Source organism: Aciduliprofundum sp. MAR08-339 (assembly GCF_000327505.1).
GTDB lineage: Archaea > Thermoplasmatota > Thermoplasmata > Thermoplasmatales > Aciduliprofundaceae > Aciduliprofundum.
In genome coordinates, this window is the sequence record NC_019942.1 from 889,889 (window position 1) to 915,226 (window position 25,338).

At 44.3% G+C, this 25,338-nt stretch carries 22 protein-coding genes; 9 read left to right on the forward strand and 13 right to left on the reverse strand.

All coding sequences use genetic code 11. The annotated features are described in order from the left end of the window. Positions 1–18 precede the first annotated feature (18 nt). Positions 19–6,498, forward strand: a complete 6,480-nt coding sequence (locus ACIM339_RS04815; protein ID WP_015283491.1) for a CARDB domain-containing protein — start codon at positions 19–21, stop codon at positions 6,496–6,498. A 3-nt stretch (positions 6,499–6,501) separates the two neighbouring features. On the opposite strand, the gene pyk is transcribed toward ACIM339_RS04815, so the two are convergent. Genes pyk through ACIM339_RS04845 form a run of 6 tightly spaced genes read right to left on the reverse strand, consistent with a single transcriptional unit; the run spans position 6,502 to position 11,318 of the window. Beyond that, positions 6,502–8,139 carry a pyruvate kinase gene (pyk, locus tag ACIM339_RS04820; RefSeq protein ID WP_015283492.1) on the reverse strand — a complete coding sequence of 546 codons (1,638 nt, stop codon included), beginning with the start codon at positions 8,137–8,139 and terminating at the stop codon, positions 6,502–6,504. 25 nt (positions 8,140–8,164) lie between these two features. Further along, entirely contained in the window at positions 8,165–8,419 is a 255-nt protein-coding gene (locus ACIM339_RS04825) for a hypothetical protein (RefSeq protein WP_015283493.1), read from the reverse strand. After that, positions 8,416–9,102 (reverse strand): amino acid ABC transporter permease, encoded by a 687-nt coding sequence (locus tag ACIM339_RS04830; RefSeq protein ID WP_015283494.1) that lies wholly within the window; start codon positions 9,100–9,102, stop codon positions 8,416–8,418. Before ACIM339_RS04830 ends, ACIM339_RS04825 begins: the two co-directional genes overlap by 4 nt. Continuing rightward, entirely contained in the window at positions 9,099–9,860 is a 762-nt protein-coding gene (locus tag ACIM339_RS04835) for an amino acid ABC transporter ATP-binding protein (RefSeq protein WP_015283495.1), read from the reverse strand. Before ACIM339_RS04835 ends, ACIM339_RS04830 begins: the two co-directional genes overlap by 4 nt. After that, entirely contained in the window at positions 9,853–10,524 is a 672-nt protein-coding gene (locus ACIM339_RS04840) for an amino acid ABC transporter permease (RefSeq protein ID WP_015283496.1), read from the reverse strand. Before ACIM339_RS04840 ends, ACIM339_RS04835 begins: the two co-directional genes overlap by 8 nt. A gap of 14 nt (positions 10,525–10,538) precedes the next feature. Beyond that, on the reverse strand, positions 10,539–11,318 hold the full coding sequence (locus ACIM339_RS04845) for a basic amino acid ABC transporter substrate-binding protein (RefSeq protein WP_015283497.1): 780 nt from the start codon (positions 11,316–11,318) through the stop codon (positions 10,539–10,541). Positions 11,319–11,418: 100 nt separating this feature from the next. Between ACIM339_RS04845 and ACIM339_RS04850 the strand changes: the two genes are divergently transcribed. From ACIM339_RS04850 to ACIM339_RS04865, 4 genes are read left to right on the forward strand one after another with little or no spacing between them, the layout of a single operon-like run. Beyond that, on the forward strand, positions 11,419–12,276 hold the full coding sequence (locus tag ACIM339_RS04850) for a KaiC domain-containing protein (RefSeq protein ID WP_015283498.1): 858 nt from the start codon (positions 11,419–11,421) through the stop codon (positions 12,274–12,276). 1 nt (position 12,277) lies between these two features. Beyond that, on the forward strand, positions 12,278–12,880 hold the full coding sequence (locus tag ACIM339_RS04855; protein ID WP_015283499.1) for a regulatory domain protein: 603 nt from the start codon (positions 12,278–12,280) through the stop codon (positions 12,878–12,880). A gap of 24 nt (positions 12,881–12,904) precedes the next feature. Continuing rightward, the gene (rgy, locus tag ACIM339_RS04860; RefSeq protein WP_015283500.1) at positions 12,905–15,997 is read left to right on the forward strand and encodes a reverse gyrase; all 3,093 of its coding nucleotides are present in this window, start codon (positions 12,905–12,907) and stop codon (positions 15,995–15,997) included. Positions 15,998–16,024: 27 nt separating this feature from the next. Continuing rightward, the gene (locus ACIM339_RS04865) at positions 16,025–16,447 is read left to right on the forward strand and encodes a hypothetical protein (protein ID WP_015283501.1); all 423 of its coding nucleotides are present in this window, start codon (positions 16,025–16,027) and stop codon (positions 16,445–16,447) included. Here the strand turns inward: ACIM339_RS04865 and ACIM339_RS04870 are convergent. Genes ACIM339_RS04870 through rnhB form a run of 4 tightly spaced genes read right to left on the reverse strand, consistent with a single transcriptional unit; the run spans position 16,444 to position 20,005 of the window. Continuing rightward, a complete protein-coding gene (locus tag ACIM339_RS04870) occupies positions 16,444–16,755 on the reverse strand; it encodes a transcription factor S (protein WP_048103797.1) in 312 nt (103 codons plus the stop codon). The genes ACIM339_RS04865 and ACIM339_RS04870 overlap by 4 nt on opposite strands. Before the next feature lie 27 nt (positions 16,756–16,782). Further along, the gene (locus ACIM339_RS04875; RefSeq protein WP_015283503.1) at positions 16,783–17,397 is read right to left on the reverse strand and encodes a class I SAM-dependent methyltransferase; all 615 of its coding nucleotides are present in this window, start codon (positions 17,395–17,397) and stop codon (positions 16,783–16,785) included. Positions 17,398–17,399: 2 nt separating this feature from the next. Continuing rightward, complete coding sequence (locus ACIM339_RS04880) at positions 17,400–19,367, reverse strand: IGHMBP2 family helicase (RefSeq protein ID WP_048103798.1); 1,968 nt, start codon at positions 19,365–19,367, stop codon at positions 17,400–17,402. Next, positions 19,364–20,005, reverse strand: a complete 642-nt coding sequence (gene rnhB, locus ACIM339_RS04885; protein WP_015283505.1) for a ribonuclease HII — start codon at positions 20,003–20,005, stop codon at positions 19,364–19,366. The genes ACIM339_RS04880 and rnhB overlap by 4 nt, the downstream gene beginning before the upstream one ends. A 69-nt stretch (positions 20,006–20,074) precedes the next feature. Between rnhB and ACIM339_RS04890 the strand changes: the two genes are divergently transcribed. Continuing rightward, positions 20,075–20,737, forward strand: a complete 663-nt coding sequence (locus tag ACIM339_RS04890; protein ID WP_015283506.1) for a class I SAM-dependent methyltransferase — start codon at positions 20,075–20,077, stop codon at positions 20,735–20,737. On the opposite strand, the gene ACIM339_RS04895 is transcribed toward ACIM339_RS04890, so the two are convergent. Then, entirely contained in the window at positions 20,720–21,865 is a 1,146-nt protein-coding gene (locus tag ACIM339_RS04895) for a GTP-binding protein (RefSeq protein WP_015283507.1), read from the reverse strand. The genes ACIM339_RS04890 and ACIM339_RS04895 overlap by 18 nt on opposite strands. An 88-nt stretch (positions 21,866–21,953) precedes the next feature. On the opposite strand from ACIM339_RS04895, the gene ACIM339_RS04900 reads away from it, so the two are divergent. Beyond that, positions 21,954–23,234, forward strand: coding sequence for an NAD(P)/FAD-dependent oxidoreductase (locus ACIM339_RS04900; protein ID WP_015283508.1), 1,281 nt, complete (start codon positions 21,954–21,956; stop codon positions 23,232–23,234). Here ACIM339_RS04900 and ACIM339_RS04905 read toward each other — a convergent pair. Further along, positions 23,231–23,476 carry a hypothetical protein gene (locus ACIM339_RS04905; RefSeq protein WP_015283509.1) on the reverse strand — a complete coding sequence of 82 codons (246 nt, stop codon included), beginning with the start codon at positions 23,474–23,476 and terminating at the stop codon, positions 23,231–23,233. The two genes, ACIM339_RS04900 and ACIM339_RS04905, sit on opposite strands and share 4 nt — an antisense overlap. Positions 23,477–23,556: 80 nt before the next feature. Here ACIM339_RS04905 and ACIM339_RS04910 point away from each other — a divergent pair, with 80 nt between their 5' ends. Continuing rightward, on the forward strand, positions 23,557–24,069 hold the full coding sequence (locus tag ACIM339_RS04910; protein ID WP_015283510.1) for a gamma carbonic anhydrase family protein: 513 nt from the start codon (positions 23,557–23,559) through the stop codon (positions 24,067–24,069). On the opposite strand, the gene ACIM339_RS04915 is transcribed toward ACIM339_RS04910, so the two are convergent. After that, the gene (locus ACIM339_RS04915) at positions 24,059–24,397 is read right to left on the reverse strand and encodes a hypothetical protein (protein WP_015283511.1); all 339 of its coding nucleotides are present in this window, start codon (positions 24,395–24,397) and stop codon (positions 24,059–24,061) included. The genes ACIM339_RS04910 and ACIM339_RS04915 overlap by 11 nt on opposite strands. A gap of 102 nt (positions 24,398–24,499) precedes the next feature. On the opposite strand from ACIM339_RS04915, the gene ACIM339_RS04920 reads away from it, so the two are divergent. Beyond that, positions 24,500–25,264, forward strand: coding sequence for a sulfide-dependent adenosine diphosphate thiazole synthase (locus ACIM339_RS04920; RefSeq protein ID WP_015283512.1), 765 nt, complete (start codon positions 24,500–24,502; stop codon positions 25,262–25,264). The last annotated feature ends 74 nt before the right edge of the window (positions 25,265–25,338 follow it).

Here is a 25,338-nt window from a genome sequence, read left to right on the forward strand (position 1 = left end):
CTTTCCAATAGGCCAATTATGAATGTGAAGGGGAGAGTCTATAAAAAAATATTCAAGAAGGAGAAAGGCGTATCTGAAGTTCTCGGAAGCATACTTGTATTGCTCATAACGGTAATGCTGTTTTCAACAGTTTTCTATTATGTGGGTACCATGCCAACACCCCAGCCCAAGATTTATGCCCAGTTTGATGCTACGTTACACATAGTACCCAACGGTACTGGAGGATATTGCTTGAATATCACAGTGAGGAATGTTGGGGGAGAAAGTTTGGTGGATTGGAGAACAATGTTTATTGTTGTAATTGATTTCACAGCCAAGCAGCATATGTTATCTGAACCTCATTTTTCAAAACAGCCCTTTGATAAGGATGGAAAGTTCTCTCAGGGTGAGAGTTTTTACTACAATTCTTCTTGGGATGGATGGAACTGGCCCCATTTGGAAGATACGAAATACTTAGATGTTGGAATCACCCTTATGGATAAAAACACAGGAAGCATAATATGGTCATCAAAGCTTCAGGGCAGAACGAGTTTACCCCCCGTACTCGTTGGCGTCACAACCACCCCATCCATACCAATTCTGGGTAAGCCAGCAACATTCAAGGCAATTATTTTCAATCCAAATACAGGAGGAGATGTTGGAACCTACAATGTAACCCTTGATTTTTCCCAAACGATACTGAAATACAGCATTGAAGGATCTCCAATAAAACCAATGAACTACTCCGGAAATAATGCATTCACCACCCTCGTAAGGTTCAAAACAAATGATTCTCTGAACATTTTGAGGCCCTACAAGATTAAGGTATGGGTGAACAATGGATATAGTAACATAAGCTACTCAACAAACATCTATGTCAGCAGAGGGACTGGAAATAAAAATCCTGATCTCTATATAGATTCAAAGCTTGTAACCCTTTCAACGCTGTCTCCAACCCATGGAAATAATGTTCAGGTATCCGTAACCGTTGAAAATCTTGGGGGTACGGGGGCAAAGTTCCAGTTAAGGGTCCTGGATCAGTATCCAGGATACAGAAGTGCATCAAATCCCTCGGGAGAAATTACAATAAAGACTAATCTTGGATCCTCGGAATATCTACCTGATAGGGATACGACCTACACAATAGCCGCCGCAGGCCAGACAACAATCTCCTTTATCTGGGAGGATGTAGGGGCCAATTCTCAGGGAAATAATGTGGTTTCCAAAGTTTCGGGAACGCACCATTTGATATTCCAGATCATAAACATCACCCCTGTGGAAAATCCAAATAAATATCCGGACACGGCATCTGTAAGCCTCACTGTGTTACCAAGCATACTTCTGGTGGATGACGATGGATATGCCGAGGGATCTCCTTGGGATACAAGCAGGTACTACAAGTATTACCTTGATACTGCTGGATACAAGTACACTGTGGATAAGAGTAGCATTGATATTGGGCAGTTGAAAAGGGATGTTGATTCTCATGATCTGGTAATATGGGAAACTGGATACAAGGAAAATCCAATCACGTCAGCTCAGGCATCCATACTTGAAGATTTCGTATTCAACAGGGGTGGCTCCCTTTGGCTAATAAGCCAAGAGATCAGCCAGGGGAATTTACGAACCATTTTAGCGGATTCCTATCTCACACCAAAGAGTACCAACATGGGGAACATAAAAGGCATAGAGAATCCTGCAATAAATCTGACACTCTCAAATGGAAGTTTGATAATGGATGACCTAATGAATAGGGATCATGCCCCAAACGGGAACGATACCATTTACCTCTCAAATATGGGATCTTATAAGAAGTTCATAGAGGCAAAGGAAGAAGGGTCCACGGGGAACCGGTATTTTCCAGTAGGTATATACAAGGATTCCTCCTCTACTGGAGGAGGGAAAATAGTGTATCTTGGATTTGAACTTTCAAGGGTCAAGCATTACTATGCTCAAGATTTCATCGCTTACAGGATTCTGAAATGGCTTGCCAATATTTCGGGTAGAGCTGGAAATGACCTGGCTGTTGAGGATATGATAATAGAGCCCAGAAATCCGCTTTACAAGGAGCCTGTGCATATTAGCGTTGTGGTTTCAAACAATGGGGGCACAGCACTATCCAGCGAGGTTTTGCTTGAGGTTGACGGAGCGCCATCACTTAACATAAATACCACCAATCCAAATTCAACAGGGGTGATACCTCCAGATGGCGGCTTTGTTGTCGTTAACTTTACTTGGATTCCAACCCAACCCGGTAAGCATGTGCTCACAGCCATAGTGGATCCATACAACACAATAGAGGAGACAAACGAGGAAAATAATGTCATAAATACAGAAATAGTTGATACAAACGTTTTTGTGCATTATTCAACTCTCATAGTTTACAACAGTTCTCAAACAAATTCTATTAACGAGAAAAATGCTCTTGTGGTAACGTTGCAGCATCTAGGATACAGGTACAAGGTCATTGATTCGCATTCAGCAAATCTACCCTACGGCTACGATGATGGAACATATTTTGCACAATATAACCTGGTCATATGGGCAGATGGAAAAATAGGAAAAGGTGACATAAAGGCCATTATAGATTCCATGAGCAACAATCCCAATACGGGGCAACTCTTCATTGGAAATGACATAATGGCGTATATTGATGATAGTTCAAAATTGAAGAATTATCTTGAAATTACCTCAATAAATCTCGTGAATGTGAATAAAAAAAGTGTAATATACGGCATAAACAATGTTAAGAGTGAAACAAATGGGATGACTCTTATCCTGCAATCCACCACCATGTACAACATAACAGCCACAGGTGCACAGGGATTATTCCATCTAACAAAATCCACTGATACTGGGTATATGACACTGGAAAAACTGGCTTCTCAATACTCAAACACAATATCGGGATATGGATATGGAATAGTCTCCAAAACACCCGTGAGTGGAAGCAAGTTTGGCATAATCCCGTTCAAATTAGAGAACATAGCGGGAATATTTGGACTGAAGGCTGCAAATATTGCAAAGCCCTATGATCCAGCTCCGCAGGGTCAGGCATGGCTGATGTATCGTCTCTTCAGATGGTTTGGATATGTGAAAGACACTCCTGAGTTTGCCACATTTACCTCGGACATACAGATAATCTATGGAGGAAATAATCCAAATCTACCTCCCATAATTGGACGCTCTTATATGCTGAGAACCAAAGTATACAATTACGGCTCCGTTGGAGCCAGTGCAGTTGTGCGATTCTACGATGATTATGAATGGATAGGAAGTAAAACAGTATACGTGCCTGCAAATAATTATGCTCAGGTGGAGATACAGTGGACTCCCATGTTTGCAGGGCCAGCCAGGCATATAAGGGTAATTGTTGATCCTCTAAATGAGGTAACCGAGACTCAATTTAATGGTACATCTAATAATGGAAAGGAAATATTCAACTTCAACAATGAGGCTATAAAGACGGTTACGGTTTACTATTTCTGGGATAATATGGAAAATGGAGCAGGAAACTGGGTGCACGAGGCTACTGTCATGGATATAAACGGGGAGAGCCCCCTGAATTTTGTAAATAGGAAAGATGTGAGTACAAATGTGATAGGTGATTGGGACTGGAGTTTGAGCGGTAGCACAGACAGCAACGGAAATTATCACCAAGATGAAAATACTTTTTACACAAATGATACAAAAGTACTGAATTTCACTGGTGGTGCACATCATTCTGCTCCTAATGCATTCTGGATGCCTGAAGCTCCAAGAATTAACAAGAGAAAACCCATTGATGTGATATTTGTGATCGATACCTCTGGAAGTATGAATAGTGTGGTTAGGGGTGCCACAGTAGGAGATGTAAATGGAGATGGTAAAGCGAATACAAGGATAGACGTGGCCATACAAGCAGCGCTAGATGCTATAAAACTACTTGGACCAAATGATAGAGTGGCCATCTTCTCATTTGATACTCTTGGAAATAAATGGTGGAAGCCTACACTCAAATTTACTTACGTTACAAAGGAGAATCTCCCAACTATAGAAGATACTCTAACAGGTCTTAGGGCTTCTGGAGGCACGCCTTTATACGATACCTTGTCATGGGCTGTGTATTATATGGACAAAAAATCCGCTGACAATGTTAACAGAGAGAATGCAGTAAGAGGTATACTTGTTTTAACGGATGGACTCAGTAATTCAGACATAAGGGGTGTCAGAGACGGAAGGCAATTTTATTATGCACCAGGTACGGGATATGATGAAGAAGAGACGGGAGTTATTGAAAATTATGTTAAATACAAATCCAGTGGATTGCTTAAAATACCCTATAATCTTATAGCTATATCCATAGCCCCAGATGGCTGGGATGGTAGATTATTCCCCATAGGTAATTCATCCCAAGGAAGAATATCTATGGGATTATTTGAAAATGATCCCGTGGTTATCCAAGAGGTATTTACTATGTTTGTACAACTTCTAATGCAGCAAACAACCGGTGGCTTGAGAGCCACACCTCCGATAGGATCTTATAAAAATGATCTTAATCTACAGGGAAGTCTAACTATCCAAGGATTGGGTGCAGTTGTCTTTTCTGATGGATTCAGGAATTACACAAATTATCCTGGAGATGCAAGTACCCCCGGATTTCTTGGGAAATGGAAAGAGAGTGGATTTACCATAGCTTCAACAAATGATGGAAATTACTATTATAAAGGACAGTCAGACGGAGCGAGCGATGAGTACTGGGTTGCACAAACAGATACCTCCGGTGCATATCTCCAACATACGGTGTATCCTTCCAAGGTGCTTAAATACCATTATCCAGGTACATACACAATTAAAGGTGCTGAAATAAGATTTTGGGTTGGAGATCATGGTGATGTAGGGGGGTACTTTTTTTATCCGGATGGTTCTAAGGCCACAATCAACATTTATATAGATGGTCAATTAATATCCTCAGAGAAATTTGATGATTCGTCAGGGAATAATCCAGAGGAATACTTTACTGTGCAGCTACCGGTAAGTGTGTATTCTTCCGGTGGATCATTTGACTTCAAGATAGAAATTTCTTCCATCTCAGGTACTATCGGAATTGACGACGTCATGGTTGTGTATTACATTGATTACACACCACCCACCTCCAACTCTGGGGGTGGAGGTACAATACCTAGTGACTATTCAAGTGTGGTAAATACAGCCACAAATTACACCTATCTCATAACTCCACCTGTGGATGTAAGTGGTGCTCAGAAAGTCTTGTTGAGTTTCTGGACCAAGTACTGGATGACTCAGGGTACGAACGGTGGAATAATGTATATGTGGGGTTCAAATGATGAAACATCTTGGACATGGGATCAGACTCACAGGTATTACATTATGCCCAGTCAATCTTATACGGGAAATCTGGATCCTAGGTACTTTGACTCAAACTGGGCCAATAATGTGATTACCAGTGGTGGTCCGGTTATAAATGGACGGCAAAACGGAATGGCAGATGCGACCTATACTGGCTCAGGTACAACAGGTTTGCCTATGTGGTGTTTCAATGGTAGAAGTGGCTCTGGTACATTTGGCTGGGATTATATAGAAGTTGATCTAACCCATTACATCCGGGAATCCGGATTCAAGTATATACGAATAGTGTTCATGCTTGTTCAGTTTGGTGGTGTTGGACCAAATAGTGGCTGGAACCCTGCAATGGGCTGGTACCTGGATGATGTGAAAATAAGTGTGACTTCAGATGGAAATAGAGATCTTTGGCAACTTCATAATTTTGGAGGTACCGGAGCAGAGAAGGCCCATTCCGGAGATTACGCTTGGGCGTATGGAGAGTCAAATAGTAATTGGGCATTACCTAAGGGAGTGGACTCATCGCTGATCACAAAACAGATAGACCTTACAAATGCTAGAACTGCCAGACTTTCATTCTGGATAAGGTTCAATTTGAATTCTGCGGCCGGTGTTCCACCTGCCACGGTGCGTGTAGAAGTGAGCGATGACAACGGCATGACGTGGCAATCAATAACCTATGGTGTGCGTATAGGGTGGGGTGCTAGTGGCACTGGAAGTATGGCAGGAACAAGTGCAAATAACAACTATGGCTGGGTCAACTCTGGAACCTTGGCAAGAATTAACTGCGATCTGAGTGGCTGGGCCGGAAAAAGCATTATGATAAGATTCCGTGTGGTGACAAATGCCACAGAGTATCCAACATATGCAAATAGCAATGATCCTTATGGGGTATTCATAGATGATGTCGTGGTATCCGGAGAGGGCTATGCTTCAACTATACCTGTATCTCAAAGTGATTATCTATGGGATGGGGGCACCTTAACAAACGTAAAATCACCGCATAAAATACCAAATAAACAGAGCAATAATATCAAAGATAAAAACATAGAAATTAACATACATCTCAGAGGTGAGAGACCCGATCACCATCACGTAGGACCAATTGAAATGATGCACGCTCTGCCTATTATACAGCCATTTCTCATTAGAATTGCAGTTGTCAGAAATTTTTAAGATTTATTTCCATATTATTCCCCTTTTTGGGTCTAAGGTAACCTCTTCGTTTTCAACGTTCAAAGTCCCCGTACCGGCCAGAATTGATATGCCCCTGCGGGAAATTTCCCTCAATAGAGAAGGATCGTAAGTATCTGATTCCACGACAATACCTCGCACATTTTCAGGTTGTTCAGAGGAATCAATATTTGACAGAAGAACTATATCGCATTTTCTAGGAATTCTGCATATCTTACCATGAACGATTTTCTCACCGAATCCATTGCCTCTGGCAATCACCTCCCCAACAAGCTGGACCCAGACAAAGTTTGTGGTTCCTGAAACGCTTCTTGGCTCACCCCCTGCAATTACTATTACATCACCCCTCTTCACATACCCCCTTTCCTCGGCAACGTTCAGGGCCTTTCTAACCATTTCATCGGAGTACTCAAAACTTTCAATCAAATAGGGTGTGACTCCCCAGTTGAGGGCGAGTGCATGAACCACCTCAGGAAAGGGCGACGCTGCAAGTATGGGCGTTGATGGTCTGTGTCGTGATACCAACCTTGCTGTCTTACCGGATCTGGTCAGGACCAGAAGAGCATCTGCATCTATCTCCATGGCAAGAAGTACCGCAGCATTGCTAACGCTCTCCGATAGGGTACCTCTAAGCTCTATTAGTGACTTCTTTTCGGCAAGAGAATCAGCCTTCTCAGCAACCTTGGAGAGAATTCTGACAGACTCTATTGGGTACTTACCCACAGCAGTTTCTCCGGATAGCATCAGTGCATCGGCCCCATCAAGTATCGCGTTGGCTATATCCGAGATCTCTGCTCTTGTTGGGTGAGGATTTCTGATCATGCTCTCAAGTATCTGTGTAGCTATTATTCCTGGCTTTCCATGCTGAATGGCCATCTCAAGAAGGTATTTTTGAACACGGGGAAGATTTTCTAGGGGTATTTCCGTTCCGAGATCTCCTCGGGCCACCATTATACCATCACTAATTTCGATTATGTCCTCTATGTTATCCACACCCTCCTGATTTTCTATTTTGGCTATGATTTTGGAATGCATATTTAAATCCTTCATAAAAGATTTCAATTCCACTATGTCCCTGGAATTTCTCACAAAGGATGCTGCCACAAAATCAACATTTTTCATCTTCCTCAAAAATAGCTTGTCTCTTTCTTGCAAGTATTCAATCGGTAGGTGAACCCCTGGAACATTCACACCCATCTTGGGCCCAATTATGCCCCCGATTAGGACCTCAGCATGGATTATGGGATCAATTTTAACAACCCTCATCACAATATCTCCATCGTGTATGAGAACCCTATTACCTGGGGTGAGAACATCATATACCTCAGGATGATTCAATTCAATATCTCCATCATCCCCAATGGTTACCGTATCTCCCACTATCACAAAATTTTTGGAACACGCGCTAACTCTAAGTTCAGGTCCCTTTATGTCCAGCATGGTGGCGGTTATCTTCCCGGATTTCTCAGAAGCTTCAAGAAACTCTTTATACATATCCAAATGCCCCTCAACCGAGCCATGGGCTGTGTTGAAACGTGCAACATCACACCCGCTTTTTATCAGCTCATCCATCTTTCCCTCGACTGCAGGGCCGAGTGTGGAGATTATCTTCGTTTTTCTCATAGAGACAAAATAACATTCTTTAAATTTAATTTTTGGGCAGCATCAATTTTATCTCCGCCAGATTATCTCCCTCGGCCCTCTCAATCAGTATATCCTTGGCTCCTGTGATTTCCGCTATTTTTTTGAGTGAGGAGTAAGATGCCTTGACCATCCTGTTTACCTTCAGATGCACTATGTACTCTCCAAAGAAGTTCTCATATATTTGGATAACCTCAAACAGGTTATCGTCCTGCTTTCCGAGTTCCCTGTTTAGTTTTACAACGGCATCTTCGGGGTTCATAGCGCACCCCTCTTAACGGTTGTAACGCCGGGAATGTATATTTTCTTTTCAACAGTGCGCATTATCTGTGTGATAATTATTGAAAAACCAAGGTATAGCACAGCAATTACAAGATATACTTGAGCGTACATAAACGTTGCTGCAGCTACAAGTTTTGCCTGATACATCATTTCAGGTACCGCAAGGAGCATGGCCAGAGAAGAATATTTTAGCAGGTATATTATTTCGTTGGTCCAGCTTGGTAGCATAATCCGGAAGGCTTGGGGAAATATTATTCTTGTTATAATCTGCCACTTTGACATTCCAAGTACTATCCCAGCTTCAGCCTGACCAACATCAATTGATTTGAATGCGCCTCTTATATACTCCGCCTGATAGGCACCGCTGTTGATCATCATCCCGAGAGACGCAGCCCAGAAAACATTCATAACGAAATTTGGGAAGTACTGTCTTAGAAGAAGGGGTAATCCGAAACCTATGAGATAGAGTTGAAGAAGCATGGGTGTCCCTCTTATGAGTTCTATGTATCCAACAGCCACCCACTTTGAAAATCGTCTGCCGTATGTTCTTGCTACTGCTAGGGGAAACCCCAAGATAAATCCACCAGTAAGCCCAAGGGCAGTGAGTTCCAATGTCACAATTATGCCCTGAGAAATCTGGGAAAGAATATAGGCCCAGCTCACTGTGATTCACCTCTTGAGTAAAGCTCAAATATCCTCCCCAAGAAATCCTTTGTTTCCTTTTTCTTGGGATTATAGATGATCTCCTTGGGGGGACCCTTTTCCCATATAACTCCATCGTAAAAAAAGAGTACCTCATCCGCCACGGTGAGAGCAAATCCGATCTCATGGGTTACCACAAGCATTGTCACATGGTTTTTAGCGAGATTTCTCATAACATCCAGAACTTCTCCCACAAGCTGCGGATCTAGGGCAGATGTGGGCTCATCAAAGAGAATTATTTCAGGGTCCATTGCCAGAGCCCTTGCTATTGCAACTCTCTGTTGCTGTCCCCCTGATAGTTCTGCTGGATATTTCTCTGCGTGTTCCTTTAGTTTTACTGCCTCAAGGGCCTTGTAGGCTCTCTCTGTGGCATCCTCGTCATTCATCTTCTTTACTACTTTTAGGCCGATTTTCACGTTGTCCAGCGCAGTTAAGTGCTTGAAAAGATTGAAATGCTGAAAAACAAAACCTATCTTTGACCTTATCTTCCTTATATCCACATCCTTGGACATTATGTTTACTCCGTTAAAGTATATGGCTCCTTCATCCGGTTCAACCAATCTGTTCAGACATCTCAGCATAGTGCTCTTACCTGCACCGCTGGGGCCAATCACTACCTTTGTCTCTCCCCTTTTTATGGAAAGATTAACACCCTTTATTACCTGATTGCTACCAAATTTTTTCTTCAGGTTCACTACCCTAAGAACCTCTTCAGGCACGAAGCACACCCCCTACACCCTTGATTTGGTATTTCTTGCCCAGATAACTTGATAAATAACCCACCGAGAGAACCATTATAAGGTAGAGTAATCCGGCCAATCCATAGTAAAGAAATGGTTGCAGGGTTACAGTTACAAGTTGATTCGCTCTTGCAGTTAATTCAATAATTCCGATGGCCAGAGCAATGGATGTGTCCTTGAGAACTATTGTATATTCATTCATCCAGGCCGGGAGTGAGAATCTAAGCGCCTGTGGAAGCACTATGTGTATTATTATATCCCACTTGTTCATGCCTAGAGCCTGCGCTGCTTCAATCTGCCCTTCATCTACAGCCTGAATACCGCTTCTGAATATCTGGGACTGGTACGCAGAGGATCTTATTCCAAGACCCAACACTGCGGTTAAAAATGGGGACATTCCTATACCGATCATTATTGGTATGGAGAAGAACAGAATAAAGTATATGGCCAGAAGTGGAATACCGCGGATTATGTTCTCATATCCCATGGAAATGTATTTTATTACTTTTCCTCCGTAGGTTTCTCCAATCGCCACTAGCAGCCCTATCAGGAGTCCGAGGAAAATAGAAAAAAATGAAAGTATGATGGTTATCTTTGCCCCATCTAGGAGCATTCCCAAGGCAGTAGCAAGGGAGATCTCCATGGGTCATTCATCCCTCAGGAGTTGGAGCCGAAGTATTTCTCTACGAGCTTATCCCACTCTGGAGAGTTCATTATCTGTGTCAGTGCATTGTTGATTTCATTGAGAAGTTTGGTATTTCCCTTTTTCACCGCAATGCCGTAGACTTCACCTGTGTCAAAGGTGTGAATTATCTTCACGTCATATTTATGAGTGAAACTCTGGGCTACCGGAGTGTCAACCACGATAACATCAATCTGTCCATTTACCAGCGCCTGTAGTGCCTCAACGTAGCTCGGATAGCTCTTTATCGTGGCGTTGTCCTTTCCCACATGCTTCATCACATATATCTCTCCGGTTGTTCCTGTCTGAACCCCTATTTTCATCCCCCTGAGATCGTCTGGTGAGTTAACCACTATGTTAGAATCCTTTCTCACAACCACGGCCTGATCAGCATGCCAGTACGGTTTGCTGAAATCCACGACCTTTTCCCTGGCAGGGGTTATTGTCATGCCTGCTATTGCTACCTCAATTGTTCCTGCCTGAAGTGCGGGAATCAGAGAATCAAATTCCATATCCTTAACTTCTACTTTGTCGTAGCCTATTTTATGGGCAATCATTGTTATTAGGTCTATGTCAAAACCTACAACCTTGTGTGTGTTGGGGTCCACATACTCAAATGGAGGAAATCCCGACGCGGTACCGACAACCAAAACCTTTTCTTTGGGTTTTGAGGGTTGCATGGCATAGTACGCTGCAACTCCTGCAATTATTAGAATCACTACCACTATTATGGCGATCAAACCATTCTTGCTCATCCTGTCCACCTCCTGAATTAATGTGAAACAACGTATATAAGAATTTCCCATACTTCAAATTAGCGTAAATTTTATATAGAAGAATATTTTTATTTTAACTATGAAACACGAGGAACTAGTCTACGAACTGGCGGAGTTGAGGGATAAGGCGCCAAGGATATTCGGCATACCCACGGGTACGAAACTTGATGAGATGTTCTATACTGTGCAATACGATGAGAAAAAGGATACTTATGTGAAGAAGCCCCTTGGTGGAATCCCTCATCTGGCCGTGATAAATGTCACGGGCATACCCGATACCGGCAAGTCTCTTCTTGCTGAGCAATTTGCAGTTTATCAGGCTGCAAGAAATTATCCCGTTTTATTCGTTACCGTTGAGTCACCTGCAAATTTTCTCTATTCTGCCCTGAAGCAGAAGGCCCAGGTGCTCGGGCTTGATTTTGAGAGCTTGGAAAGGAATATGATAATCATAGACGCATCCCAGAATGTGGAGTTGAGAGAGGATGTGGGTGTCCTGCTTGATACGATGGCCTACGCCATAAAGAAGAAGAACACGAAGAATGTGGTCATAGACAGCATCACAGGCCTATATGAGCATCGTGAGGTGCTTGCGAGGCAGATTGTGCGTCAGATTTTCAACTTTCTGAAGAAATGGAACCAAACAGCGCTGCTCGTATCCCAGAAGAGGTCTTCACAGAGCAGTGAGACTGCAGAGGCTGCCGGCGGTCTAGCTGTGGCGCACATTGTGGATGGCACCATAGTTATGGATAAAGAGGTCATAATGAGCAAGTGGGCTGCCTCTCTCTACAAGAGGAAAATTGGAGAGGTTGTGCGCACGATACGCATAGACGGGTGCCGCCTGGTGCCCCATGCATCTGAGACATACTTATTTGAAATAACTGACACGGGATTGATAGATATAAAGGAACCGTTGGGCAAGGTTGCAGGAGGTGATTGAGATGGAAGTCTTAGGCAGACCTGTCAAGGAGGGTAATATAGATGCACTGGCCGAGAGGATATTCCACGAGAGCATACGAATTCTGGGTGGACTGAAGAACTTGGTTGAGTACAGAAATCTAACATGGCTACCAAGTTTGGCTGAGGCTGCCTATGTGGTCGCGCTAAAGAACGAGGCCATAAAGACAAACAGAGAGATTGCAGAGTACCTGGGCATAACGGAGCAAACGGTGAAAAACATTCTCAGTGCAGACGAGGAGAGTGTGAAGGCATATCTTGAGGGAGAGAGGAGGGAGAAGGAGCATATTGCTGGAGGACTTGCAAAACTGGCGTACAGGGCAATAAGGGAGAAGAGGGACAATCTTGATGAGCGTATTGAGGCCATGGAGGAGGGTGCTCGCTCTCTTGGGGTGGACTGGGCTGTGCATGTCCTTTCAAAGATAAAGGGTCTTGATTTTCCAGTTGAGAAGGAACTCCTGCTTGATAGATCGAAAGGGTACAGGATAAATGGGATTGCAATGGAGGACATACTTCAAAAATTGAACTATCCAATAGAGAACCCCGCACAATTGCTTCACGAGATCCGCAAGGCCATCAAAGGTTAAATACCCCCAAGCACATTTCTTTTTATGATTCCTGTCGTGTATGGAGAGCTTTGCCCCATCTGCAGGGGAGATTTGACATGGGAAGAGATTGAAAATGGCAGGTGCTTCCATAAGAATACTCCTCTGAATAAAAACTATCTGGAGGAGAAATACAAGAAATTTGAAGAATTCTTTTTAAAAACTTTGGGCTCAAGGCCCAGGGCAATGCAGAGAATGTGGGCAAGACGCGTTCTTTCAGGCGATTCCTTTGCGGCCATAGCACCCACCGGGATAGGTAAGAGTTTGTTCGGAATCATGATGGCCGCCTACCTCGCCAGTGAGGGAAAAAAGACATATATAATCGTGCCCACCACGCTCATTCTGAAGGAGTTTGTTGAAAAGTTGCATTCACTCGGAGTTGATGACTTTGCTCACTATCACGGAAGGATGGGGAGGGGTGAAAAGGAAGAGATGGAAAACAGAATAAAGAGGGGAGATTTCAAAATTCTCATCACCACAACGGCGTACCTTGGAAGGAGATATGCCACGCTCAGGGGTAAAAGGTTCCATTTCATATTTGTTGATGATGTTGACTCCCTGCTGAAGGGCTCAAGGAACCTTGAGAAGATTCTTGGCATTATGCACAGAAAGGGGATTCTCATGGTTTCAACCGCCACCGGAACCAGGGGATACAACACGAAAATTCTGAGAGAGCATCTAAACTTTGATGTGGGCAACATTCGTAACGCGGTGAGAAATGTGGATGACATAACAGCCCCGAAGGAAAGATTAGAGTATATCCTGAATGTGATGGGACCTGGAGCACTCATTTTCGCACCTACTGCTCAGGAAGCAAGGAGAATAGCATCTTTAATTCCCCGCTCAGGCATCGTTTTGGCCGAGAGCAAGGAATCCTACGAGAGATTCAGAGAGGGCGAACTTGATTTTCTTGTGGGTGTGGCGACTCCCTACGGCTCACTCATAAGGGGCCTGGACATGCCAGAGCGGGTAAGATATGTGATTTTCTATGGAATACCCAGATTCAAAATAGGTTTGGATGATGTTGATGCTCTGGGTGAAAGAATTCTCATAACAGTCGCTCATCTCCTTCGGGAAAAGAACCCCCTGCTTAGAAAAGCCCTTGAAAAAAATGATATTTATGAGATTAGAGTGGAAATCAAAAAAATTCTGCAACGGGGGGCCCTTCAGGGTAGGGGGTTTGTTTACAGGGATGGTCACATAATTTTTCCCGATTTGAAGACCTACATTCAGGGCTCTGGGCGTGCTTCCCGTCTTTACGCAGGGGGACTTACCAAGGGAGCATCCTTTGTACTTGATGATCCAGATTTGCTTGAAATTCTATCTGCTCGCGCAGAGATTTACGGCATAGAGTTCTCGCCCATTGACGAGATTGACCTGGAAAAATTGAAAGAGGAAATTGATAGGGATAGGAAGAAGGTAAGGGAACAAGGATATGAAAGTGAGATAATAAGACCTGCACTTTTCGTGGTTGAGAGCCCGAACAAGGCGAGGCACATTGCACACTTCTTTGGCAAGCCAAATTTGAGGATAATAGGCAACGCAATAGTTTACGAGGTTGCCATAGGTAACAGGGTTCTAACCATAGCGCCTTCCCTTGGTCACACAGTTGATTTAACAACCTCTCGCGGATACCATGGTGTTGAGGTTGGAAAGCATTTTGTCCCTATTTATGCACCCATAAGAAAGTGCCGGGACTGTGGCTATCAATTCACGGAAGGCACCAAATGCCCGGTCTGCGGTTCAAAAAACATATACCATGCCGGGATGCAAATAGAGGTTCTTAGAAAACTTGCCCAGGAGTGTGAGGAGGTTATAGTAGGCACGGACCCGGATACGGAGGGTGAGAAAATCGCTTGGGACTTGAGAAATCTGCTTGCCCCATTTGCAAAATACATAAAGAGGGCAGAGTTCCATGAGGTCACCAAGAGGGCTATTATCCAAGCAACAGAGAGTGTGCGGGATTTCAATGAAAACCTTGTGAAAGCACAGATTGTCAGGAGGATTGAAGATAGGTGGATTGGATTTGAGCTTTCCCATATCCTATGGAGAGAATTCGGAGAGCGCAATCTATCTGCAGGTAGGGCCCAGACCCCGGTGCTTGGCTGGGTGATTGATAGGTACGATAAATCCAAGGAGGTGAGGGTGGAGTATTTCCTGAAGGGCACGGATGTGAAGGTTCCCTGGACCAGGGACGTTCTCGGCGTTGTGGAGAGGATTGGAGAGGAGGTCAAGAATTATGCTGTGTCCCCATACACCACGGACGAGGTTCTGAAGGATGCAAACACGATTTTAAATCTTGGTGCCGGGGATAGTATGAGAATTCTGCAGGAACTTTTTGAGATGGGTCTCATAACCTATCATCGCACGGATTCAACCCATGTTTCTCCAGAAGGTATGAAAATTGCAAGGAAATACCTGGGAGAGGATTTCAGAGGTCGGTCATGGAGTAAAGAGGGGGCCCATGAATGCATAAGACCCACAAGAGCACTAAGTTCTGAGGATCTGAAGAGGTATGTTAAGGAGGGTGTATTTACCTACAAACTTAGTGAAGAGCATGTGGCAATTTACGATCTCATATTTAGGAGATTCATGGCCTCCCAGAGCGATGGGGAGATAAGGATCATGAGGTACAGAATAAGTGCAGAGAACAAGGAGATAGAGTTTCCCCTGATTGTGGATGCCACGGGAACATCGGTGGAACTCTATCCTTTTAGGGTGAAAAAATACGCGCCTCTACCGGAGGGAAGGGTGAAAATTGAAGTTGAGAGAAGAAAAATAAAATTAAGGCCCTACACGCAGGCAGATCTGATAAGGTTGATGAGAGACAGGGGTATAGGAAGACCCAGCACCTACGCAACAATAATTTCCAAGTTGTTTCTCAGAAGGTATGTGATTGAAAGAAATGTTCTCATTCCCACGGAAAGAGGCAGGCAAGTTTACGAATTTCTGAGGGATAATTATGGAGAATTCATAAGTGAAGAGAGAACAAGGAATCTTGAAAGGAAAATGGATGATCTGGAAAATGGAAGAAGGGATTATGAAGAACTGCTTGGAGAATTATATCGGGAGATGCAAACCCTTTCAACGGGAAAATAGATAAGTGTTGAGGCCATGGGTGCATCTATGATAAAGATGTTCAGAATCGATGGTATTGAGGCCAAGAGGTTCATAGAGCCAGAAAACGCGCCTAGGGAGATAAGAATTGACAATAACAGCAGCATAATATCCATAACCCAGGTTGATGTGAAAAACGCCAAGGTTGATTTCAAGTTTACCATAACCTATTCCGGCATAGGGGTTATAATCTTTGATGGTGTGGTGATTTACGAGGGAAATGTTAAGGAATTGATGAAAGAGTGGAAAAACGACCATAGGATGCCAGATGATGTTGCTCAGGAGATACACGGTACGATAATAAACAATTGTGTTATTGAGGGAGTTCTCATAGCCAAGGAAATACGCCTGCCACCTCCGATACCGCCTCCCGCCCAGGCCATGCAGCAAAAACCGAAGGGTAAAAAATCGGATGTTGTGGGATACGCCTAATACTCCCTCCACCGGTGCCCGCATTTGGGGCATATGTAGAACCTTGTTTCCGGCTCATCGGCTGCACGGGTCTGTTGAAGCATCCAGTGGGCACCTACATGCCCGCATTTGGGGCACATCACGCTCTCATCGTAGGGTAGGGCTTTGAGCTCCTCCTGGGAGGATATGACGATCATCTCCTTCTCCTTTGCCTCTGCCACAATTTCCTTCTTTTCCTCATTTTCAATCGGAATCTCGTAGCCGCAGTTTGAGCAGACCCATTTTCCATCCTTGGGATGCATTAAAGAGCCGCACTTGGGACAGAACATCATAGGTGAGGCATAATCTCATTATTCTTAAACATTTTGAATTTTCACACCCTCAATAGCCACGAAACTGGCGTCTTCTCTGTATCCATCAACCACGTTCAGGGAAATATCCTCTCCCAGAAGGGTACTTCTTACCCTAACGATGAAGAAAAGGTTTTCAAGAAGAGATTCAACCTCCTCCATGGTGTAAAAGTGTGCATTTTTGAACCTTTCGTCACCCTCCTCTCCAATTCTTGTGTACTTCCTTCCAAAGTGGGAGTTGCGGGGTATGAAGCCTATTACAAGTCCGCCGTTATTTACCAGAACTCTGTGTGCCTCTTCCACAACCTTTTTGGCATTCCTAAGGAATGGGAGCGTGGTGGATATGAGAACAGCGTAAAAACTCTCATCCTTGTACGGCAGATTCTCTCCAATACCCCTAATCACATCTATCCCCCTTTTTCTGGCTAGTTCAAGCATACCTTGATCAGGGTCTATGCCATACGTTATGCCAAGGGCCTGAGAGAATCTTCCCGTGCCTACACCTATTTCCAGCTTGGGATTCGGGTATTTTTCAATCATGGGTCTCAGGGCCTTCACCTCAGCCTCAAAGATTTCTCGGTGTCTGTCGTACCAAGAATCGTACTCTTTCGGGTCAAACATGCTTAGCAATCGTCTTTCATCTTTAAAACCTTTCCCCTATGCTCGATGTAATCTATTAAGGAGTCATATACCGGATGTGCTCTCAGGGTTTTGGAGTTTCCAACTATTATTAGTTTTCTCTTTGCCCGGGTGATCGCAACGTTCAATCTTCTCAAATCTGTCAGAAATCCGAGTTCTCCCCGGTCGTTTGCCCTCACGAAGGATATGACAATAACCTCCTTCTCCCTACCCTGAAAACCGTCAACGGATTTTATCTCCAAATCTTCATTTGGGATAATGGATTTCAGCAGATCAACCTGATCGTCGTAGGGGGTTATGATTCCTATGTGTTTTTCTTTCAGCCCGATTTTCAGAAGGCAGTTCACAATTCTCGTGACACACCTTGCCTCACCTGGGTTCTGATAGGAAGTTGAGCCCCTTCTCTGCTCCTCCTCAGTCTCCAGATCCACAAAGATGATCACCTCTTCGGGGTTGCATATATCCCGCATCTCACTTATTCTGGATGGGTCAATACCCACATCCGCGATTGTTCTGTCTTTCACAGTTCTATGCGCTTCAAGCAGGCCCCTGTAAAACATATTGGAAGGGAACTCCATTATTTTCTCGTTCATCCTGTACTGGATGCGCAGGGTTATGGATGCCTGGGGGTATATCTTTATGAGCCTCTCAAACAGGGTGAGTTGCAGAGCCTTTGCGTCATAGCTCATTACTGTGGGTGGCAGTTGCTTGTGGTCTCCCGCCATTAATATTCTTGTGCCCTTGAGCATGGGGATGAGGCAGGAAGGTTCAACGGCCTGGGTTGCCTCGTCTATAACCACAAAATCAAATTTCAAATCTCTCAGCATCTCACCTCCCGCCGTGGAATTTGTTGTGCATATCACGTCCGCATTATCAAGAACCCTGATTATTGCCCGCTCCTCCATTTTCTTTGCCCTTTTTACGTACTCATCTATCCTTCTCTGAATCTTGATCCACTGGGCCATACCCTTCATTACCTCAACAGGCACACCCCTGTAACTTCTTGATGCATTGGCAAGGTACACGATTTCGTCATCTCCCATTCCCCTGCGCCACTGGGGCGTGGGCTTTGTGTACCTGCTCTGCTCCTCCCTCATTCCATCTATCCTCTCCCAGAGTTCCATGGCCTTTCTGTACTCAATGTCCCTTGATACGATGTAATCCAGCGTGTGCTCTATTATGCTTTTGCTTATCCTTGCAGGATGTCCGATGCGTACCACATTCACCTTGTGGGCAAGTTTTTCCACGAGATTGTCCACAGCCACGTTTGAATCTGCAGTCGCTAGGACCTTGAAGCCACGCCTGACCATTTGCACAATTCCTTCGGCCAGAGTGGTGGTTTTTCCAGTTCCAGGTGGTCCATGGATCAGAAATAGTTCAGAGCCTATGGATCTTCTCACGGCCCTGCGTTGAAACTCGTTTAGGCGAGTATTTTCAAAATTGACCTGCTCCTCATGTATCTCCAAATTGGCCCTTCCAAGAATAATCCCACGAAGGCGAAGATACTCTTCCCTTTTGATGGAATTTACAGCCTCAAGCATTCTCTGGAAGGTTATATCGTTGGCGTAGAGGTCCACCCTAACATTTTTTCCGTAAACGAATTTGGGTGGAGTTTTTGAAAAAGAGAGCACTATGTAGCGGGAGCCCTTTTCGTAAACGGTGGCCTGGGGATTCTTTGGAGTGACCTTGCCTGCGCTGACTATGACCACATCACCAACCATGAGCTCGTTCTTGGGCATGTCCTTGCGTGAAAATTTTACAAGATACGCACCACCAAGCCCCCTGCCAATGAACTTGCCACGGAGGTTCAGAATAGCCCTGCCGAGTCTCTCCCTCTTCTTTCCTGTGAGCCTCTTTATCTCCTCCCAGTGGCGGCGCATCTCCTCTTCCCTTTCTATATTTATGAGCCTTACAAAATGGGAAATGTAATCCTCCACAGTTTCAAATTTCAACTGAAATCACCCAGATTACTCTGCCTCTTTTTATTCAAAAATCTCCTTGCACTCTTCCACGAGCGGCGCACATTGGGGGGCAGATCACCATGCTCGTTGAAATACTCTTCCAGATATTCCTTTGTTCTTCTGTCAGCCGGGTAGCCAGAGCCGAAGTCTCCCATCTTCTTTTTAAGTTCTTCAATTATCCTGTCTCTTTCAACCTTGGCTATTATGGAAGCGGCACTGACCTCGGGATAGAGCAAGTCTGCCTTGTGCTTTGAGATTATATTCACATCCTTTCTGACCTTCAGGGCGATCTCCCTAGCAAAACGCTCTTCGTCAACGTCTGCTGCATCCACGTACACCACCTCATCGTTCATTTTTGAGATTATTCTGGCAAAGAGTTCAACCTCTATATCGTTTAGGGTCATCTCTCTACGAAGGGAATCAATTTCCTCGGGCTCAACAACGAGCACAATGATCTGGGAGGCAATTTTTCTTATCTCCTTGGCAAGTTTCTCCCTCCTCTTTGGGCTTAGCTTCTTTGAATCCTTAACTCCGAGGCCTATGAGGGCATCGCGTGATGCACAAACTCCGGCTACAACCATGGGTCCTATCACGGGTCCCCTGCCCGCCTCATCCACTCCACAGCTCATATAGCGCCATATGCACGGGGATATTAAATATTTGGGAAAGGTTAAATAGAGGCATATTTTTTCTATTTCATGGGTAATCCGAAGGTCAGCGTTGTTATAACTGGATTTGAGGCAAGGTTCTACGATGAGATCCTGGATTTGATAACCCTATTTCAGTACGGAAGATTCATTCGCAATTTGCTATACAATTATACCCATATTGAGAGGGGCTACAGGGTTGCAGAGTTGGGGGTTGGTAACGGAAGAAACGCGATAATACTCAGCGATAGGGTTGGGGAGGATGGAAGAATTGTTGGATTTGATATATCGGATGATATGCTGAAGAAGGCGCGGAGGAAAACTTCCGGAAAGAAGAACATTGAAATTGTAAAACACGATATTCGTGAGAGTTTCACCCCTGAGTACCGGCAGTATTTTGATGTGGCACTGATAGTTCTTGCGTTCCATGGATTCACCCCGGGGGATAGAGGTAGAATATTTGAAAATGTGAGGAGCATACTGAAAGAGGGTGGTAAATTCTACATTTTTGATTACAACCAGATGGATTTTAGTAGGGCACCTTGGTACTTCAAGATTCTCATTGACAAATTTGAATGCCCCCTGGCTGAGGAATTTCTGGGTTACGATCTTGAGGGTGAGGCGAGAAAACACGGATTCACGCTCACCGGGAAACACGAGTTTGTGAAAAAACTCTTCCAGTATGCTGAATTCACTTTATCTTCTGATGACTAAGCGAACAACATCCTCGTCCTCAAGTTTGTGGTCCAATCCCACATGCTGTCCGGGGAACTTCACACTACGGCCCCAGACCATGGCGTATCTGAACTTCCTGACAAAATCTCTGTGGAGCGCGTTGCACACATCCTCAATTGTGCTCTCCCTTTTGAGTATCAGTGGTGCATCATAGTCAACCTTGCCACTCTGGGGCTTGAGGTAGATGCGAATCAGGCCAGATTCCTGAAAAATTCTCTCCTTCAATTTTTCAATTCCATGGCCATTTTTGGCCGATATGAACAGAGGTTTCCATTTTTCCAGTTTCTCATTTATTTCTTTAATTAATTTTTCATCCGCCAGATCAATCTTGTTCACCAGGAGTAGGGCCGGAACATAGGCCCTGTTTCCAGATAGAAAATCCATCAACCTTTCCGGATTTATGTCCTCCTTTATTAGCACATCGGCATTTATGTACCCGAATTCCCTTAGGATTGCGGCAATATCCTCCCTATCCATGCTCAGGGGTATCGTGGATGCTATGTTTATTCCCCCACGGTCCTTTTTCTTTACGGTTATTTGAGGTGGTTTTTGGTTTATGCGTATCCCGAAATTGTGCAGTTCTCTCATCACAGTTTCAAGGTATTCCACGGTGAATATATCAACCATAAGCATTATCAGATCCGAGTTTCTGGCAATGCTCAGTATTTCCCTTCCATTTCCGCGGCCGTATGATGCCCCCTCTATGAGCCCGGGCATGTCCAGAATTTGAATTTCAGCACCCCTGTACTTTAAAATTCCAGGGTGCACTTCCAGGGTTGTGAATGCATAATCACCTACCTCGCTCTTGGCATTGGTAAGTAGGTTGAAAAGCATGCTCTTTCCAACACTTGGTGGCCCGATTAGGGAGACCATGGCATCTCCACTCTTCTTCACGCCCTTCTTTGTTTGCGCCCTTTGCTTTTTCTTCCTCTCCTCCAGTTCCTTCCTTAGATAAGCTATTCTCGCCTTGAGGCGCAGTATGTGCTTTTCCGTTGCCTTGTTGTACTGCGTTCTCTTTATCTCCTCCTCGAGTTCCTTGATTCTCTGCTCAATGTCCACAACTCCGCATTTATCCCCAAAATATAATTTTTTTCTTCTCTTGTCCATTTGCGCCCCTCTCTTTTTACTATTTTTCGTAATTATTTAACGAAATAAATCAAAAAAATTAATAAATTCGTAATGCATTACCCCAATCATGATAGTGATAATTGGATTGGGTACTGGAGGAATTTACGCTGCAAGGTGGATCAGCAGATTCAACAGAAAAGAGGAAATAACAATAATTGAGAGGAGAAGTTACGAGACTTACTCACCATGCTCCATACCTCTTGTGGTTGAGGGTGCCATAGACGTTAAGGAAATAATTCATCCATTTCCACGAACTCCCCGCATAAATCTGCTTCTTGAGCATGAAGTAGTGGAGATAGACCCTGAAAAAAAGAAGGTGCTTTACAGGAAGGTGGGATATGGGAAAGTAAGGGAAATCAAGTATGAAAAGCTCATCTACGGAGCGGGTGCTCGTCCGGCTGTACCACCAATTCCCGGTGTGGATAAAGAGGGAGTTTTCACTGTGCGCACGGTTGAAGATGCCCTTGCCATAAAGGAGTGGATAAAGGGATGTAAAAGGGCCCTTGTTATAGGTGCCGGGGCCATTGGGATGGAGATGGCCTATGCGCTGAGAAAGAGAGGCTTTGAAGTGACTATTGTGGAAATGCTTGAGCATCCGTTTCCCAGGGCCTTGGATGAGGATATGGCCAATATAGTTAAGGAGCGTCTTGGGTCCATGGGCATAGAGTGCCATTGCAGTAGCAGGGTTGAGAGGATAACGGGAGGGGATAAGGTTGAGGGTGCAATTGTGAATGGAGAGCCTGTTGAGGCAGATATGGTCATACTGAGTGTGGGTGTGAGACCCAACACTGAACTTCTGCGTGGTAAGGTTAAAATGGACGATAGAGGCTATGTGCTTGTAAATGAGAGAATGCAAACATCAGATCCAGATATATACGCGGTGGGTGATTGCGTTCGCACCCCCTATGGGATTCTGCAACTTGCAACAATTGCTGCCCGTGAGGGAATAGTGGCGGGCATAAATGCTGCTGGGGGAAACGCCATATACACCAAGCACACGGGGGCATTTGTATCGGCCATGGGAAATTTTGAAGTGGCCTGCGTTGGTGGAAGAAGTGAAATATATGGAAGGGGGCACTCAACAGTGACACCGTATTCAAAACATGACGTTTATGTGAAGATATTCTCTGATAAGCAGGGAAACATTGTGGGTGCTCAGGCAGTTGGGTATCAAGCATCCAAGAAAATAGATATTGTATCCGCCCTTATGCGTGGAGGTGGGAAAATATGGGATCTGGCATTCATGGAGCATGCCTACTGTCCTGCATCTGCCCATCTCTACGACGTGATAAACATCGCTGCAAACAACGCAATGAGGAGAATAAAAATTGAAAAGTACGAGGTTTAACCGGTTACTCGGATTATATCCATCAAAAACTCATCAAATTTTTTGCTCAGTACATCCAGCTTTTTCTTGAAATCCTCTATTGAGTCTTCCTCCTTTATTATGGAGAGCACATCTGCAAGGTCGCTCACGTAAACCTTGATCTTTTTCAGATCCTCCAGTGCGCTTTCATCACCATCGTCTATCCTTGCCAGTATGTCAAGAAGGGATTCCTCTATTGTATCAAACAGGTCTTCCACGTTCATAGGCGGGGATTATTCAAGAATTATTTAAGGGTATCCTTGCCCTTGCGTATTATTTTAATTTGTAAATCCATTTACCCCCCATGAACGTGATAAGACCGAGAATTCATAAATCCGCGTACATTGCACCCACAGCTGTGATCATAGGAGATGTTGAGATTGCCGAAGGTGCCAGTGTCTGGGATGGTGCAGTTTTGCGAGGGGATGTGGCACCCATAAAGATCGGAAGGAACTCGAATGTGCAGGATAACGCCGTTTTTCATGGGGATTATGGGCAGCCAACTATTGTTGGAGAGAATGTGACTATAGGTCATATGGCAGTTGTGCATGCCGCCAAGATCGGGAACAACGTGATAGTTGGAATCCATGCAGTTATCCTGAACGGCGCGGAGATAGGCGATGGAAGTGTTATAGGGGCAGGTGCCGTTGTAACACCTGGAACAAAGATACCTCCAAAGAGCCTTGTACTTGGAATCCCTGGCAAGGTGGTCCGGCAGGGCGATGATGTGGAAAGGATGGCCGTTGAGAATGGGAAAATTTATCAGAGAATAAGGGACGAGCATTTAAGTGGAAAATACGCAAGGTTCATACCTTGATAAGTTCCTGATATTTCAGGATGAAATCGTCAAAACCGAAGGGTGGGGTGAAGGAAGCATCCACTCTCTCCCTTACCTTTTTCTCCATATCATCATCTCCGCTTATCCATATTATTTTTGTATCTCTACTCAAAATTCTTATTAAATTTGTTATGTCCACGTCGTTTGGGTCATTGGATAGGATCAGGGCTATTGTGGGGTTGTGGTGCCTGTAAACATCTATGATGTCCTCTGGAGTGTTGGCAAATATGAGACGCTTTCCTCTGAAGATTATGGGGTACAGTTTCCGCATAGATAGCCCGTGCTCCACTATCAGTATCTCTCCCATATTTCTTACTCACATCCCTCCTTTTTAAGTATTTTCGTATCCTTACCTAAGGATATAATCAAAAAAGAAAATTGTTTATAATGCCACACAATACCCATCTCCATGCTTGATGAGGTTGAAATCACAAAGAAAATTGTAGAATCATACATGCAAGATTTGCTCTCATACACATCGGTGGATGTTGCGATAGTGGGTGCAGGCCCCTCTGGACTGACCGCCGCATACTATCTTGCAAAATCAGGAATGAAGGTTGCAATTTTTGACAGGAAGTTGAGCATCGGTGGCGGAATGTGGGGCGGAGGTATGATGTTCAACAAGATAGTTGTTCAGGAGGATGCCAGGCACATACTGGACGATTTCAGTATAAATTACGAAAGGATGGGTGAGTACTATGTGGCGGATTCTGTGCACTCCGTTACGGCCCTTACCTATCATGCAACAAGGGCTGGGGCAAAGATATTCAATTTAATAGGTGCAGAGGATGTGATAATAAAGAACAATCGCGTATCCGGACTTGTTATAAATTGGAGCGTTATTGGAGATTTGCCAATAGATCCTCTGTCCGTTTATGCCAGATATGTTGTTGACGCCACGGGTCATGAGAGTGAAGTTGTCAAAACCCTTGTCAGGAAAAACAACATAAAGCTGAATACTCCCTCGGGTGAGATTGAAGGTGAACACAGTATGGACGCGGAAATTGCAGAACGTGCTGTAGTGGAAAACACCAAGGAGATATATCCTGGAATTTTCGTTGCGGGTATGGCTGCCAATGCCGTGTTTGGCTCACCCAGAATGGGTCCAATATTTGGAGGTATGCTTCTGAGCGGAAAGAAGGTGGCGGAGGAGATAATCAGGAGGTTACAGTAATACACTGCTACGCAGGATTTTAAACTATCTAAAACTTTTTATATGTAGAATTGCATACACATTTAGGGTGATAT

What these genes read in the sequence shown, in the direction of transcription:
- ACIM339_RS04915 (WP_015283511.1), bottom strand. Translation starts at nt 24,397, where the DNA reads ATGGGAGAGATACTGATAGTGGAGCACGGGCTATCTATGCGGAAACTG.
- ACIM339_RS04865 (WP_015283501.1), top strand. Translation starts at nt 16,025, where the DNA reads ATGATAAAGATGTTCAGAATCGATGGTATTGAGGCCAAGAGGTTCATA.
- ACIM339_RS04920 (WP_015283512.1), top strand. Translation starts at nt 24,500, where the DNA reads ATGCTTGATGAGGTTGAAATCACAAAGAAAATTGTAGAATCATACATG.
- ACIM339_RS04870 (WP_048103797.1), bottom strand. Translation starts at nt 16,755, where the DNA reads ATGTTCTGTCCCAAGTGCGGCTCTTTAATGCATCCCAAGGATGGAAAA.
- ACIM339_RS04845 (WP_015283497.1), bottom strand. Translation starts at nt 11,318, where the DNA reads ATGAGCAAGAATGGTTTGATCGCCATAATAGTGGTAGTGATTCTAATA.
- ACIM339_RS04895 (WP_015283507.1), bottom strand. Translation starts at nt 21,865, where the DNA reads ATGGACAAGAGAAGAAAAAAATTATATTTTGGGGATAAATGCGGAGTT.
- rgy (WP_015283500.1), top strand. Translation starts at nt 12,905, where the DNA reads ATGATTCCTGTCGTGTATGGAGAGCTTTGCCCCATCTGCAGGGGAGAT.
- ACIM339_RS04850 (WP_015283498.1), top strand. Translation starts at nt 11,419, where the DNA reads ATGAAACACGAGGAACTAGTCTACGAACTGGCGGAGTTGAGGGATAAG.
- ACIM339_RS04890 (WP_015283506.1), top strand. Translation starts at nt 20,075, where the DNA reads ATGGGTAATCCGAAGGTCAGCGTTGTTATAACTGGATTTGAGGCAAGG.
- ACIM339_RS04855 (WP_015283499.1), top strand. Translation starts at nt 12,278, where the DNA reads ATGGAAGTCTTAGGCAGACCTGTCAAGGAGGGTAATATAGATGCACTG.
- ACIM339_RS04875 (WP_015283503.1), bottom strand. Translation starts at nt 17,397, where the DNA reads ATGTTTGACCCGAAAGAGTACGATTCTTGGTACGACAGACACCGAGAA.
- rnhB (WP_015283505.1), bottom strand. Translation starts at nt 20,005, where the DNA reads ATGAGCTGTGGAGTGGATGAGGCGGGCAGGGGACCCGTGATAGGACCC.
- ACIM339_RS04840 (WP_015283496.1), bottom strand. Translation starts at nt 10,524, where the DNA reads ATGGAGATCTCCCTTGCTACTGCCTTGGGAATGCTCCTAGATGGGGCA.
- pyk (WP_015283492.1), bottom strand. Translation starts at nt 8,139, where the DNA reads ATGAGAAAAACGAAGATAATCTCCACACTCGGCCCTGCAGTCGAGGGA.
- ACIM339_RS04905 (WP_015283509.1), bottom strand. Translation starts at nt 23,476, where the DNA reads ATGAACGTGGAAGACCTGTTTGATACAATAGAGGAATCCCTTCTTGAC.
- ACIM339_RS04825 (WP_015283493.1), bottom strand. Translation starts at nt 8,419, where the DNA reads ATGAACCCCGAAGATGCCGTTGTAAAACTAAACAGGGAACTCGGAAAG.
- ACIM339_RS04815 (WP_015283491.1), top strand. Translation starts at nt 19, where the DNA reads ATGAATGTGAAGGGGAGAGTCTATAAAAAAATATTCAAGAAGGAGAAA.
- ACIM339_RS04910 (WP_015283510.1), top strand. Translation starts at nt 23,557, where the DNA reads ATGAACGTGATAAGACCGAGAATTCATAAATCCGCGTACATTGCACCC.
- ACIM339_RS04900 (WP_015283508.1), top strand. Translation starts at nt 21,954, where the DNA reads ATGATAGTGATAATTGGATTGGGTACTGGAGGAATTTACGCTGCAAGG.